The 13,953-nt window shown below is 68.6% G+C and carries 15 protein-coding genes; 6 read left to right on the top strand and 9 right to left on the bottom strand.

Annotated features, from left to right (window positions below):
- Window positions 1–104: 104 nt before the first annotated feature.
- The 7 genes from D6682_00090 to D6682_00060 form a co-directional block, all read right to left on the bottom strand.
- Entirely contained in the window at window positions 105–371 is a 267-nt protein-coding gene (locus tag D6682_00090; protein ID RMH53028.1) for a BolA family transcriptional regulator, read from the bottom strand.
- Complete coding sequence (gene ribD, locus D6682_00085) at window positions 368–1,516, bottom strand: bifunctional diaminohydroxyphosphoribosylaminopyrimidine deaminase/5-amino-6-(5-phosphoribosylamino)uracil reductase RibD (protein ID RMH53027.1); 1,149 nt, start codon at window positions 1,514–1,516, stop codon at window positions 368–370. Before ribD ends, D6682_00090 begins: the two co-directional genes overlap by 4 nt.
- A 10-nt stretch (window positions 1,517–1,526) precedes the next feature.
- Window positions 1,527–2,843: a UDP-glucose/GDP-mannose dehydrogenase family protein gene (locus tag D6682_00080; protein ID RMH53026.1), complete on the bottom strand. Its 1,317-nt coding sequence runs from the start codon at window positions 2,841–2,843 to the stop codon at window positions 1,527–1,529.
- A 157-nt stretch (window positions 2,844–3,000) separates the two neighbouring features.
- Complete coding sequence (locus tag D6682_00075; GenBank protein ID RMH53025.1) at window positions 3,001–4,011, bottom strand: NAD-dependent epimerase; 1,011 nt, start codon at window positions 4,009–4,011, stop codon at window positions 3,001–3,003.
- Window positions 4,012–4,015: 4 nt separating this feature from the next.
- The gene (locus D6682_00070) at window positions 4,016–5,278 is read right to left on the bottom strand and encodes a nucleotide sugar dehydrogenase (GenBank protein RMH53071.1); all 1,263 of its coding nucleotides are present in this window, start codon (window positions 5,276–5,278) and stop codon (window positions 4,016–4,018) included.
- Between the two features lie 20 nt (window positions 5,279–5,298).
- Window positions 5,299–6,072 carry a TatD family deoxyribonuclease gene (locus tag D6682_00065; GenBank protein RMH53024.1) on the bottom strand — a complete coding sequence of 258 codons (774 nt, stop codon included), beginning with the start codon at window positions 6,070–6,072 and terminating at the stop codon, window positions 5,299–5,301.
- The gene (locus tag D6682_00060; GenBank protein ID RMH53023.1) at window positions 6,059–6,829 is read right to left on the bottom strand and encodes an HAD family hydrolase; all 771 of its coding nucleotides are present in this window, start codon (window positions 6,827–6,829) and stop codon (window positions 6,059–6,061) included. The genes D6682_00065 and D6682_00060 overlap by 14 nt, the downstream gene beginning before the upstream one ends.
- Before the next feature lie 66 nt (window positions 6,830–6,895).
- Here D6682_00060 and clpS point away from each other — a divergent pair, with 66 nt between their 5' ends.
- The 6 genes from clpS to D6682_00030 all read left to right on the top strand — a co-directional run bounded on the left by clpS (window position 6,896) and on the right by D6682_00030 (window position 12,484).
- Window positions 6,896–7,207: an ATP-dependent Clp protease adapter ClpS gene (gene clpS, locus D6682_00055; GenBank protein ID RMH53022.1), complete on the top strand. Its 312-nt coding sequence runs from the start codon at window positions 6,896–6,898 to the stop codon at window positions 7,205–7,207.
- Between the two features lie 141 nt (window positions 7,208–7,348).
- Window positions 7,349–9,616 (top strand): ATP-dependent Clp protease ATP-binding subunit ClpA, encoded by a 2,268-nt coding sequence (gene clpA / locus D6682_00050; protein ID RMH53070.1) that lies wholly within the window; start codon window positions 7,349–7,351, stop codon window positions 9,614–9,616.
- Between the two features lie 53 nt (window positions 9,617–9,669).
- A complete protein-coding gene (gene tsaA / locus D6682_00045) occupies window positions 9,670–10,158 on the top strand; it encodes a tRNA (N6-threonylcarbamoyladenosine(37)-N6)-methyltransferase TrmO (protein RMH53069.1) in 489 nt (162 codons plus the stop codon).
- Window positions 10,159–10,189: 31 nt separating this feature from the next.
- Window positions 10,190–10,768 (top strand): glycerol-3-phosphate 1-O-acyltransferase, encoded by a 579-nt coding sequence (plsY, locus tag D6682_00040; protein RMH53021.1) that lies wholly within the window; start codon window positions 10,190–10,192, stop codon window positions 10,766–10,768.
- Window positions 10,765–11,802, top strand: a complete 1,038-nt coding sequence (locus D6682_00035) for a LysM domain-containing protein (protein RMH53020.1) — start codon at window positions 10,765–10,767, stop codon at window positions 11,800–11,802. Before plsY ends, D6682_00035 begins: the two co-directional genes overlap by 4 nt.
- Window positions 11,803–11,884: 82 nt before the next feature.
- Window positions 11,885–12,484 carry a PilZ domain-containing protein gene (locus D6682_00030; protein RMH53019.1) on the top strand — a complete coding sequence of 200 codons (600 nt, stop codon included), beginning with the start codon at window positions 11,885–11,887 and terminating at the stop codon, window positions 12,482–12,484.
- Window positions 12,485–12,515: 31 nt separating this feature from the next.
- On the opposite strand, the gene D6682_00025 is transcribed toward D6682_00030, so the two are convergent.
- Together D6682_00025 and D6682_00020 are read right to left on the bottom strand one after the other, a co-directional pair.
- On the bottom strand, window positions 12,516–13,127 hold the full coding sequence (locus D6682_00025; protein ID RMH53018.1) for a DUF2064 domain-containing protein: 612 nt from the start codon (window positions 13,125–13,127) through the stop codon (window positions 12,516–12,518).
- Window positions 13,124–13,822, bottom strand: coding sequence for a glycosyltransferase (locus D6682_00020; GenBank protein RMH53017.1), 699 nt, complete (start codon window positions 13,820–13,822; stop codon window positions 13,124–13,126). Before D6682_00020 ends, D6682_00025 begins: the two co-directional genes overlap by 4 nt.
- Window positions 13,823–13,953: the final 131 nt, after the last annotated feature.

Here is a 13,953-nt window from a genome sequence, read left to right as displayed (position 1 = left end):
TCCCCGATCCGCACCACACCGGCGGCGCGAACCGATGGCGTCCCTCCGTACCACCAGCACGAATCGTGCCACCATCCGGGCATGGTTGCACCCGCAGTGGAGGATCACCGGATCACCTTGATGGAAAGTGCATGAATATCCTCGGAAAACATATCACCCAAAGCCCGATGGACCATGCGATGACACTCGGCCAATGGACGACCGGCGAAGCAGTCGGCGGCGATCTCGAGGCAATAATGTCCCCCGCCGTGGGCACGATGCTGCCCATGGCCGGCGTGGGCGGCCGACTGGTCGTGGAGCACCAGACGGCTCGGTTGCAGCGCCCGCTCCAACCGCTCCCGGATCTTTTCCTCAACCGTATCGTTGGTCATGATCCTGCCACAAAGCTCCCTCCATGGACCGGCTGCGCGCCCTTTGCTTCCGTGCGTGGGCCGCCGTTTCGGCGAGACGACCGCTCCGACCCGGGATAGCCGATCAGCCCCCGGATCCACTGGTCGCAGCCCAACCTGCGCCGGACCGGATCGATCAGGCGCGGGGCCTGCCCCACCCGGTCGACACCATCGCCCATCCACAGCCCGACCGCCCGCTCGCCTCCGAGCAGCAGCGGCGCCTGGTAGAGCAGCAGCTCATCGACCAGCCGCGCACGAAAGAGCGCGCCGAAGAGCCGCCCGCCGCCTTCGACCATCACCGCCAGACGCCCTTCTCGGTAGAGATGGTCGAACACCTCCTCCAGCCGGCGGAAGGCGACCAGCTCCACGCCGGATTCGCGCCAGCGTGCCGCATCCTCCTGCCGCCCCGACTGCCAGTAGATCCGGCTGGGCGCCGCATCGTCACACAGGTGGGCCGTGGCCATGAACGGCGGCAACCGGCGGGCGATCACCACCCGCAGAGGATTGGCACCGCGGCGGCGCACCCCGCGCGGGGTGAGCCGCGGATCATCGGCGCACAGCGTACCACCTCCGACGACGATCGCATCCATCTCCGCCCGGATGCGGTGCAGATGGCGCCGCGACTCCTCCGAGCTGATCCAGCGGGCCTCCCCCGTCTCGGTGGCCAGCTTGCCGTCGAGCGAGACCGCCGCCTTGGCCAGGATCCACGGCCGCTGCCGGCGCAGGCCGTGCAGGAAGGGGCGGTTGAGCCGGTCGCACGCCTCGGCCAGCACCCCGCCGGTCACGGCGATGCCGTGGTCGGCCAGCCAGGCGCCGCCGCCGGCCATGCGCGGGTTGGGATCGGTCGAGCCGTAGACCACCCGCCGGATACCGGCCGCCAGAATCGCATGGCAGCATGGCGGGGTGCGACCGTGGCCGGCACACGGCTCCAACGTCACATACAGCGTGGCGCCGCGGGCCCCCTCCCCGGCATCGGCGAGCGCCGCCACCTCGGCGTGGGGCCCGCCAGGGCGCACATGCCATCCGCGCCCGAGCAACACCCCGTCGCGCACCACCACCGCCCCCACCCTGGGGTTGGGATGGGTGGTGCCGATGCCGTTGCGGGCCAGCCGGAGTGCCGCCCGCATCCACTCCCGGTCAGAGCGCGTCGCGCCGCCCCACCGAGGCGTAGCGGAATCCGTGCTCCCGGGCGATCTCCGCGCTGTAGACGTTGCGCAGATCGATCATGATCCGCCGGCGCATGCTCGCGCCCAACCGGGCCAGATCGAGGTTGCGGTAGGCGTTCCACTCGGTCATCAACACCAGCGCGTCGGCGTCGCGCGCCGCCTCGTAGGGCCCCTGGCAGAAGGTCACCCCTTCGGGCAGCAGCTCCGCGGCCTCGTCCATCGCCTGCGGATCGTGGGCGCGGATGGCCGCCCCCTTCTCCATCAGGGCGGGAAGGATGGAGAGCGCGGGGGCATCACGCATGTCGTCGGTCTCCGGCTTGAAGGCCAGGCCGAGCACGGCGATGGTCCGCCCCGCCTCACTGCCTCCCAGTGCGGTGCGGATTTTGCGAATCATGCGCGCCTTCTGCGCGGCGTTGGCCTCGATCGCCGCGCTGACCAGGCGGAGCGATACGCCATGTTCCTGGGCGGTGCGCAACAGGGCGAGCGTATCCTTGGGGAAGCAGGAGCCGCCGTAGCCCGGGCCGGGATGGAGGAACTTGGAGCCGATGCGGCCATCCATCCCCATCCCCTTGGCCACGGCGTGCACATCAGCGCCGACCTGCTCGCACAGGGCGGAGAGCTCGTTGATGAAGCTGATCTTGATCGCGAGAAAGGCGTTGGATGCGTACTTGATCAGCTCGGCGCTCTCCAGATCGGTGATCAGCAGCGGCGTCTCGCGCAGGTTGAGCGGCCGGTAGAGCGCCCGCAGCCGCGCCTCGGCCCTGGGGCTGTCGACGCCGATCACCACCCGGTCGGGGTGCATGAAATCGTTGATCGCCGCCCCCTCGCGCAGAAACTCGGGGTTGGAAGCGACATCGAAATCGGCCGTGGGATTGTGCTGGCGGATGATGCGCGCCACCTCGCGCGCGGTGCCCACCGGAACCGTCGACTTGTCGACGATCACCGTGTAGCCGGAGAGATGCGGCGCCAACCGTTCGGCGGCGGCGTAGAGGTACTGCAGATCGGCGTGGCCGTCGCCACGGCGGGTCGGCGTGCCGACCGCCATGAAGATCAGGTCGGCATCGCCGACCTCCCCAGCCAGCTCGGTGGAGAAGGCCAGCCGGCCGGCGGCGACATTGCGCGCCACCAGATCGTCCAGCCCCGGCTCGTAGATCGGGATACGGCCGGACTTCAGCGCGGCGATCTTCGCCTCGGCCACATCGATGCAGACCACCTCGGCGCCGAACTCGGCGAAACAGCTCCCCGACACCAGTCCGACATAGCCGGCCCCGATCATTACGACTTTCATAACCGATCCAATCGCAAAAAGCCCGTCCATGGGCTTTTTGCTTGACGGCGATCGAAGAACGCGGTCTTCGATCGCCTTACAAATCAGTCGGTTGCATGCGCAACCTCCGGATTTGCGCGACCGTCCCGGTCGCGAATGACGGTTTCTTGCGAAACCATCATAACCCACTGTACTCCCTGAACCATGCAACAAACCTTGCCATCCCCTCCTCCAGCGAGGTCGCGGGACGGTAGCCGACATCGCGCGCCAGATCAGCTACATCGGCGAAGGTGACCGGCACATCGCCCGGCTGCATCGGCAGCATCTGCCTGTTCGCCTCCACCCCAAGCGCCTGCTCCAGCAGGGCGACGAAGTCGGTCAGCGCCACCGGCTGGCCGCGGCCGATGTTGTAGATGCGGTATGGCGCGCGGCTGCTGCCGGGGTCGGGGGAGGCGCCATCCCACGCCGGATCGCCCGCCGGGATGTGATCGAGCACCCGCACCACCCCCTCGACGATGTCGTCGATGTAGGTGAAATCACGCTGCATCGCCCCGTGGTTGAACAGCTTGATCGGCTCGCCGCGCACCATGGCGCGGGCGAAGAGGAAGTAGGCCATGTCCGGCCTGCCCCACGGCCCATAGACGGTGAAGAAGCGCAGCCCGGTGGTCGGCAGCCGGTAGAGATGGCTGTAGCTGTGGGCCATCAGCTCGCCCGCCTTCTTGCTCGCCGCATAGAGCGACACCGGATGGTCAACATTGTCGTGCACCGAGAAGGGAATCGATTCGTTGGCGCCGTAGACCGAGCTGGAGGAGGCGTAGACCAGATGGGCCACCTCGTGCTGACGGCACCCTTCGAGGATGTGGAGGAAGCCGACCAGATTGCTCTCCACATAGGCGTGCGGATTGGTCAGCGAGTAGCGCACCCCGGCCTGGGCGGCGAGATGCACCACCCGATCGAAGCGGTGGGCGGAGAAGAGCGCCTCCATGCCGGCGCGATCGGCCAGATCGAGCCTGTGGAAGGTGAAGCCGGGTCGGTCGGTGAGTTGATCCAACCGCGCCTGCTTGAGCGCCACCTCGTAGTAGTCGTTGAGGTTGTCGATCCCCACCACCCGATCGCCCCGCTCCAGCAGCCGCCGGGCGAGGTGGAAGCCGATGAAGCCGGCGGCGCCGGTGACCAGGACGGTGCTCATCCGGTCACAGCCGCCAGACCCTGAGCCCTCCCGCCTCCAGCGCGGCGCGGTCGAAGGCCGACTTGACATCGACGAACGGCGCCCCGCCCTTGGCCAACCGGCACCACCGCTCCGTCGGCTGCGCGACCAGCCGCCGGTGGGCCACCGCGGCGACGATGCCATCGAGCGGCGGCAACCCCTCCAGCCCGACCAGCTCGATGCCGTACTCCTCCAGCGCCGCCGTGGCATCGGCCACCGGATCGTGCACCAGCACGCGGATGCCGTACTCCTCGAGCGTGCGGATCACATCGATCACCCGCGAGTTGCGCAGATCGGCGCAGTTCTCCTTGAAGGTGAGCCCCAGCACCAGCACCACTCCACCACGCAGCTTCATGTCGGCGGCGATCATCAGCTTGACCATCTTGTTGCCGATGAAGGCCCCCATGCCGTCGTTGAGCGCCCGTCCGGCGAGGATGACATCGGGATGGTAGCCGAGCATCTCGGCGCGGTAGGTCAGGTAGTAGGGATCGACGCCGATGCAGTGGCCGCCGACCAGTCCCGGGCGGAAGGGGAGGAAGTTCCACTTGGTGCCCGCCGCCTCCAGCACATCGAGGGTGTCGATCCCCATGCAGTCGAAGATGATGGCCAGCTCGTTCATCAAGGCGATGTTGAGGTCGCGCTGGGTGTTCTCGATCACCTTGGCCGCCTCGGCGGTCTTGATGGTCGGCGCGCGGTGGACGCCGGCCTCGATCACCCGTTCGTAGAGTGCCGCCACATCCTCGAGGGTGGCGGCATCCTGGCCGGAGACCACCTTGACGATCCGCTCCAGCGTGTGGACCTTGTCGCCAGGATTGACCCGCTCCGGCGAGTAGCCGACGCGGAACTGCGTCCGCTCCAGCCCCGACTCCCGCTGCAGGATCGGCACGCACACCTCCTCGGTCACCCCGGGGTAAACGGTCGATTCGAAGATGACGGTGGCGCCGGCGCGCATGTGGCGCCCCACCGTCTCGCTGGCCCGGACCACCGGCGTCAGGTCGGGCTGGTGGGCGGCATCGACCGGTGTCGGCACCGCCACCACGATGTAGTCGGCCTCGCCGATACGCGCCGGATCGGTGGTCACCTCAAGCTTGTCGGCGCGGACGAACTGCTCGGGGGTCATCTCGCCGGTCGGATCGTACCCTTTGCGGTAGGCGGCGATCTTCCGCTCCGAGATGTCGAAACCGATGGTCGGCAGCACCCGGCCGAAGGCGAGCGCCAACGGCAGCCCGACATAGCCCAGCCCGACCACGCAGACCCGGATATCCCCTGTCACGCGCTTCCCTCCATGCCAAACAGCTTCATCGCGTTCTTCGTCGTCGCACGCGCCAGCTCCTCCGGCGCCATGCCGCGCGCCTCGGCGACCACCTCGGCCACCCGGCGGACGAAGGCCGGCTCGTTGCGCTGGCCGCGATAAGGCTCCGGTGCGAGAAACGGGCTGTCGGTCTCGATCAGCAGCCGATCGAGCGGCACCCGTGCGGCCACCTCGCGCAGCGCCTGGTTGCGCTTGAAGGTGACATTGCCGGAGAAGGAGATGTGCAGCCCGAGCTCCAGCGCCGCCTCGGCCTCGGCCATCCCGGAGGAGAAGCAGTGCATCACCCCGCGCTGCGGCCGCACCTCCCGCAGGATGGCCAGCGTGTCGGCATCGGCCTCGCGCATGTGGATGATCACCGGCAGGTCGAGCATCCCGGCCGCCTCCAGATGGGCGCGGAAGCGCTGCTGCTGCAGCGCCGGATCGACGCGGTGACGGAAGTAATCCAGCCCGGTCTCGCCGATGGCCCGCACCGCCGGATGGGCAGCGGCAAGCGAGCGCAGATCGGCAACGTCCGGCTCCCGTTCCACCTCGTGGTTGGGGTGCAGTCCGAGCGAGAAGCCGAAGCCTGCGTAACCGGCGCAGAACGCCTGCAGCCGCTCCATGTGGTCGAGGTCGACCGAAACCACCATCGCCCGCGTCACCCCGGCCTCCTTCATGCGCGCCACCACCTGGTCGCGATCGCCGTCGAAGTGGGGAAAATCGAGATGGCAGTGGCTGTCAAACAGCTCCATGACACCCCTCCAGCCGACGAAGCAGCGGCAGATCGACATGATGAAACGGCGCCAACCCATGCGGGTCGGCCAGCAGCTCCACCTCCGGCCCATCCGGCTCGCCGAGGTCGGAGACCACCAGATCGGCGCCGTCGAAGCACTGCCCGCGGGTGTAGTCGTTGACCGTCACCACACAGGCCAGCCCCGCCCCCCGCGCCGAGCGCAGCCCGTTGGCCGAGTCCTCCACCGCCAGCGCATGCTCCGGCGGCAGCCCAAGCCGTTCGAGCGCGTAGCGGTAGATGTCCGGCGCCGGCTTCTTCGCCGGCACGACGTCACCGGCGGCCAGCACCTCGAACCGGTCGAACCACTCCTCGCCCATCACATGGGCGATCAGGGCGTCGAGCGCCGCCGGCGTGGTGGTGGTGGCCACGGCCAGCCGCACCCCGGCGCGATACGACTCCTCCAGCAGCCGCATCACGCCCGGACGCAGCGGAATCCCCCCCTCCGCGATCAACCGCTGATAGTGGGCGGTCTTGGCCGCATGGAGCCGGGCGATCTCCTCCTCCTCCATCGCCGGCATCCCGCCGTCGGCGATATCCCGCCGGATGCGCTCCTTGCCGCCGGTGACCGCCAGCAGCCGACCATAGGTGGCCACATCCCAGCGCCGCGCCAGCCCGGCATCGGCGAAGGCGCGGTTGAAGGCGACGCGGTGGCCGTCGCGTTCGGTGTCGGCCAGCGTGCCATCGACGTCGAAGATGATGCATCGCAACGATTCCATGCGGTTATCCCTTCATCCGCCGCCACTGCGTTCCCATGGCGGGGCGGCGTTGCTACCATTGCACCGATGGCAATGGAAATCGAACACCGGCCCGAGGCCACCAGGCAGCGGCTCAAGCCACCGCCGCTCTACCGGGTGGTACTGCTCAACGACGACTTCACACCGATGGACTTCGTCACCGAGCTGCTCTGCTCCCTGTTCCACAAACCGCGCGACGAGGCCGAACGGATCATGTTGCAGATCCACCACCAGGGGCGCGGGGTGGGCGGCGTCTACCCCCTGGACGTCGCGGAAACCAAGCAGTATCAGGCACTCTCCATCAGCCGCCGGGCCGGCCACCCGCTGCGATGCGTGGTCGAGCCCGAGCGCTCCGCTTGAGTCCTCTGCCGCCGCGCCGATAATGTCGGGGTCGACTGCCTCCTGCGCCGGGGCGGCTCCGTCCGGAGCGGACCGGCAGCCCCGGCAAAGGGGGCAAAGGGCAGGAGCACCACGCCGAACGAGAGGGGACCGACCATGGGCATACTCGACGAAGAGCTCGAAAACTCCCTGAACGCCGTCTTCCGCGACGCCCATCTGCGGCGCAACGAGTATGTCACCGTCGAACATCTGCTGCTCGGCCTGATCGACAACCCTTCCGCGCGCGAGGTGCTGCTCGCCTGCGGCGCCCGGCTCGACCTGCTCGCCCAGGATCTCAACGACTTCATTCGCAACCACGTCCCCGTCCTGCCCAACGGCGGCGACACCACCGCCAGCGTCGGTCTGCAGCGGGTGATCCAGCGGGCGGTGATGAACGTGCAGGCGGCCAACCGCGACGTGGTCACCGGTGCCCACGTGCTGGCGGCGATCTTCTCCGAGCGCGATTCCCACGCCCTCTTCTTCCTCCAGCGACAGGGGCTGACCCGCTACGACGTCGTCTCCCACATCGCCCACGGCGCCCATGAGGGCAGGGGGCGCGCCACGGAGCGCCCCGCCGGCGAACCCGGCGACGAGACCGTCGGCAGGAGAACCAGACGCAACAAGGAGAAGAAACGGGCCTCCGCCCTGGAGCAGTACTGCATCGACCTCACCGCCCAGGCGCGGGAGGGCCGCTTCGATCCGCTGATCGGCCGTGAGCGGGAGATCAGCCGCTGCGTCCACATCCTCTGCCGGCGGCGCAAGAACAACCCGCTGCTCGTCGGCCAGGCCGGCGTGGGCAAGACGGCCATCGCCGAAGGGCTGGCCGGGCGGATCGCCGAAGGGGCCGTACCGGAGAAGCTGCGCTGCGCCACCATCTACGCGCTCGACATGGGTGCGCTGATCGCCGGCACCAAGTACCGCGGCGATTTCGAGGAGCGGGTCAAGTCGGTGTTGAGCGAACTGGAACGACAACCCGGCGCCATCCTCTTCATCGACGAGATCCACACCCTGATCGGCACCGGCTCGGCCAACGGAAGCGCCATGGATGCCTCCAACCTGCTCAAGCCGGCATTGGGCAGAAGCGGCCTGCACTGCATCGGCGCCACCACCTGGAACGAATACCAGCAGATCTTCGAGAAGGACCACGCGCTGGCCCGCCGTTTCCAGAAGGTGGACATCGAGGAACCGTCGCTGGAGGAGACGGTCAAGATCCTGCAGGGGCTCAAATCCCGCTTCGAGGCGTTTCACAGCATCCGCTACACCCGTGAGGCGCTGGAGGCGGCGGCCAACCTCGCCTCGCGCCACGTGCAGGACCGGCGCCTGCCCGACTCGGCCATCGACATCATCGACGAGGCCGGCGCGGCGATGCACCTGAAGAAGGGGCGCAAGCAGGTCGGCACGCGCGACATCGAGGCGACGGTGGCAGCGATGATCAAGGCGCCGATCCAGCAGGTGAGCATCTCCGACACCCGCAGGCTGGCGTCGCTGGAGCGCAACCTGCAACTGACCGTCTTCGGGCAGGACGAGGCGATCGCCCAGTTGGCCACCTGCATCAAGCTGGCCCGCGCCGGTCTCAACCGGGCGGAGAAGCCGATCGGCAGCTTCCTCTTCGCCGGCCCGACCGGTGTGGGCAAGACCGAGGTGGCGCGACAACTGGCCCGCATCCTGGGCATCGAGCTGATCCGCTTCGATATGTCGGAGTACAGCGAGGCGCACGCCATCTCGCGGCTGATCGGCTCCCCGCCGGGGTATGTCGGGTTCGAACAGGGCGGCCAGTTGACCGACGCCATCATCAAACATCCCCATGCGGTGCTGCTGCTCGACGAGATCGAGAAGGCCCACCCCGACATGTTCAACCTGCTGCTGCAGGTGATGGACCACGGCCGCCTGACCGACAGCAACGGCCGCAACGTCAACTTCCACCACGTGATCCTGATCATGACCAGCAACGTCGGGGCGGTCGAGCTGCAGCGCGCCTCCGTCGGCTTCACCCGCCAGCCGCCGCTCGACCGCTGCGAGGAGGCGGTGCGCCAGACCTTCAGCCCCGAGTTCCGCAACCGGCTCGACGCCGTCATCCCCTTCGCCCCGCTCTCGCCGGTGACCATCCTCCACGTGGTGGACAAGTTCCTCATGCAGCTGGAGGAGCAGCTGACCGACAAACGGGTGACGCTCTACGTCGAGCCGGAGGCGCGCCAGTGGCTGGCAGACCACGGCTACGACCCGGTGATGGGGGCGCGGCCGATGGCCCGGCTGATCGATCGCGAAATCAAGCGGCCGCTGGCCGACGCCCTTCTCTTCGGACCGCTGCGCCGCGGCGGCAGGGTCGAGGTCCGTTGCGGCAAACGAGGGTTGACGCTGCACTACCCGCAGCGCGAACTGGCCGAGGCGTGAGGCCGCCCGAGCAGGAACAGAGCCGCCCCGACAAGCACTACACCGACGCCGTCATCCCCCCGGCCGAACTCCGGCTGCGGCCGATCGGCGTCGTCCGCAGCCCCCACAAAGAGCGCTTCGCCGCCCCGCGCCAGCCCGGCGGCACGCCCACGCCCCACGCAGCGACCGCCACCATCGAGCTGCGCGACGATCTGGCCGATGCGACACGCGACCTGGCATGCTTCTCCCACATCTGGTTGATCTACTGGTTGCACCTCAACCGCGGCTGGAATCCGCTGGTCCGCCCGCCCGGCCGGGGAGGCACGCCGCGCGGCCTGCTGGCCACCCGCGCACCGCACCGCCCCAACCCGATCGGGCTCTCGGCCCTGCGGCTGATCGCCTGCGACCGGACGAACCTCACCGTGGAGGCGGGCGACCTGCTCGACGGCACGCCGGTGCTGGACATCAAACCCTACCTTCCCTACTGCGACCGCATCGACCAGGCCAACTCCGGCTGGTTGCAACCGCCAAGCCCCTCCGCACCCCACGGGGTCCGGAGCTGACGCCCCCGGAGCAGAAGCAATCCCCGACTCCATCACGATCCCCGCCGTCGCGCTGATCGCCTACCTGATCGGCTCCATCCCCTTCGGCCTGATCTTCGCCCGCCGCTTCGCCGGTGTCGATCCCCGCACCGTCGGCAGCGGCAACATCGGCGCCACCAACGCCATGCGTGCCGGCGGACGCAAAGTGGGCGCCTGCACCCTGATCGCCGACATCCTCAAGGGGGCGCTGCCCGTGGCATTGGTGCTGCCGCTGCATCAGCCTGCGCCCACCGTCGCCGTCATCGTTGCGGTGGTACTGGGCCACCTCTTCCCCGTCTGGCTGCGCTTCCGCGGCGGCAAGGGGGTCGCGACCATGCTCGGGGTGATGCTGGTCTGGCATCCGGCCGCCGCACTGGCCGCGCTCGCCGTCTGGCTGCTGCTCTACCTCCTGCTGCGCTACGTCTCGCTCGCCTCCATCGTCGCGGGGTTGGTCCCGCCGCCGGCGATCGCGCTGCTCGGTGGCACGGGTTGGGAAACGGCGACCGCCGCGCTACTCTCGGCGCTGCTGGTCTGGCGTCACCACGCCAACATCGGCAGACTGATCCGCGGAGAGGAGCCCAAAACCCGATGAAGCGCCGCCTGCCCGCCGCCTTGTGCATCGCACTGCTCACCCTCCTGCGTCCCTGCACCGCCGCAGCCGGTTCGCCACCGAGACCGGAGCAGGAGATCAAGCCCGGCATCACCCAGCCCTACATCGTCAAGCCCGGGGACACCCTGTGGGACATCGCCGACCACTTCTTCCGCGATCCCGAGCGGTGGCTCGAGATCTGGGAGCACAACCTCTCGATCACCAACCCCGATCTGATCTACCCGGGCAACCGGATCTGGTTCGACGTCCGCCGCCGGGCGCAGGGTGGGCTGACCACCGTCCGCCCCCATCCCGAGGTGGTCATCCGCCCGGTGCAGCGGGAGCCGGAGGGGATCGATCCCGGCCTGATGCTGACCATGCTCGCCCGCCACGACCGGATCACCAACACGCTGCCGAAGGAGGCGGGCCGCATCCTCGACGCCGCGGACGACCGGCTCCACTTCGGACGCAACGACCTCGTCTACCTGCGCATGGAGACCTCGGCGAAGCCGGGCGAGGTATTCGACATCTTCCGCCGAAGCGACGAGATCCGGGAGCCCGACGGACGTCCGGTCGGCACCCTGCTGGCCCATGTGGGGCAACTGCAGATCACCAGCCGGGCGTCGGACGGGATCTACCGGGCCAGGATCACCCGCTCGTTCGAGGAGATCGGCCGGGGGGACTTCCTGCTGCCGGCCGCCACGGTCGATCCGCACATCACGCCGACCCCTCCCCGTCGGGCGCTGGAGGGAAGGGTGGTCCACATCCGTGACGACGCCGCCGAGGCGGGGCAGAATCAGGTGGTGGTGCTCGATATCGGCAGCAGCGCGGGAGCGGCGCCGGGGACACGGCTGGCGGTCTACCGCGCCGGACGGAACCTTCCCGATGGAACGGCGACACTTCCTCCGGAGAAGATCGCCGAGCTGATCGTCATCAGCCCCCAGCAGGCGGGGTCGTTCGCACTGGTCACCGCCTCCTCCACCTCGATCAACATCGGCGACATCGTGCGCGGCACCCCGTCCCGAACGGCACGGTAGCAGCACCGCCGACCGCAGGCGGATCCGGCCCACCCGGACGACGGGAGCGCGACACCAACATCAGCGAGGAGCACAAAGAGCGATGAGCAACAAACCGAGGAGAGAACGTCAGGAGTTCCGCGTCGACGACATGCTTCCGTTGCGTGACCTTCCCCTCACCGAGGAGGAGTTCGAGCGCAAGCGGAGCCAGATCAGCGCCCGGGCCCGTCAGGCCACCGTCCTGCAGGAGATGATCAACAGGGATCTCTTCGGCAACGAGGTGCGCGACCGGCTCAATCCGGAGCTGAGCGAGGCGATGAGCAAGCTCGACGCCAAGCTCAACTTCCTGATCGGCGCCAACATGATGCAGAACGCCAACCAGCAGGAGATGAAGGAGCGTCCGGTCAATCTGAGCTGCACCGGTGCCGCCTTCGTTCCGGAGCATATGTACACCAAGGGAATGTACATCAACGTGATCATGATGCTGGCCACCTTCCCTCCCACACCGGTCGACCTGCTTGGCAAGGTGATGTGGGTGCGCAAGAAGAAGTCGGGGGAGCCCTTCATCGGCATCAAGTTCTTCTTTCGCAACCGGGACGAGGAGGACGTCATGTCCAAGTACGTCTTCAAGCGAAGCCGGGAGATGATCCGGCTCAAGCGGCTGGAAGAGGAGGAGCGCAAGTCGGAACAGGGGGCATCATAGCCCCCACAGCACGCCTGCGGCGAGTGCGCCGCTACTCCGGCCAGCCCGCCGCCCGCGACCGGGCCAGATCCGCCGGAGCGTCCACATCGAAACCCGGCTCCAGCCAAGCCAGCGACAGGCCACGGGCGTGGGCGCGGGCACGGGTCTGGCTGCTGACCCGATCGCTGCCCCAGTCGATTCCCTCAAGCAATGCCAACGCGGCCGGTGTGGTGAGCAGCAGCAGATCGTAACCGCCGTCCTCGACCGGCCCGACGACCGCGTCGTGGTCGTCGGCGGCCGCCACCGCCCGTTGAAGACGCTCCGGCGCCATGTGGGGTGCGTCGGTGCCGAGCAGCAGCACCGGCCGCCCCGCTTCGAGCAACGGGCGCGCAACACGGGCCATGCGCCCCCCGAGATCCCCCCCGCCCTGATCGACCACCGGCAGACCGATGCCGGCGAAGAAGGGGTGACCGGCCGGCGATCCGGCGACGGTCACCCGTCCGGGGAAGAGGCGCGCGGCGCGCCGGATCACCGCCCGGGCCATCTCCCGATGGAGCGCGCAGGCCTCCGCGGGCGTCATCCCCGCCGCCACCATCCGGGTCTTGACCTTGCCGGGGATCGGCGCCTTGCACATGATCACCACCTGCAGGGCACGCATCCTCATCGCGCCTTGCGGTAGCGTCGGGCCAGCCGCTCCGGCGGCACACCGCGCCAATAGTCCCAGCGCAGCCGCCACATCAGGAGGATGGTGCGCCACACCCCGCCGCTGCGCCAGCGGCGGCCGGAGGTGACCACCGGCGGGCGCAGGTTGCACGGCGGGGCCACCTGTTTGAGCCGACGACTGATCGCCACATCCTCCATCAGCGGAATGTCGGGGAATCCGCCGATCCGCTCGAAAAGTGCGCGGCGGACGAACTGCGCCTGATCGCCGGTGCTGATGCCGCTCAAGCGCGAACGCAGGTTGATCATCGCGCCGATGAGGGCGAAGAGCCCGCGGCCGTCGTCGATCCGCAGATCGAACCGCCCCCACTGCCGCTCGGGATGGCCGCGCAGGGCGGTGCGCAGCGCGGCGATCTGTTCGGCTCCGATCCGGGTGTCGGCGTGGAGGAAGAGGAGCACACTGCTGCGACAGAGCGCGGCACCGGCGTTCATCTGGCGGGCGCGACCGCGTGGGGCGTCGATCCAGCGCAGGCCGGAGGCGGCGAGCAGCTCCCGCGTTCCGTCCTGCGAACCGCCGTCGACCAGCACCACCTCATCCACCGGCAGCCGCGCAACATCCGCGATCAGACGGCCGAGATGCTCCCGCTCGTCGAGCAGCGGAACGATCAGGGCGATCGATGGATGGTCAGGCAAACGCATGGCCGGTCAACCGGCCCTGCCCCGTGGTGCCTCCGAACAGGGAGGAACCGGGCCGAACCGAGGTCGAAACCGTTCGCGACCACCTGAAGGCTGATGGTTTCGCAAGAAACCATCAGCACGGCCACGGACGG

Source organism: Zetaproteobacteria bacterium (genome assembly GCA_003696765.1).
GTDB lineage: Bacteria > Pseudomonadota > Zetaproteobacteria > Mariprofundales > J009 > RFFX01.
The sequence above is the reverse complement of the archived record's forward strand: the minus strand, read 5'-3'. Positions and strand labels throughout refer to the sequence as shown.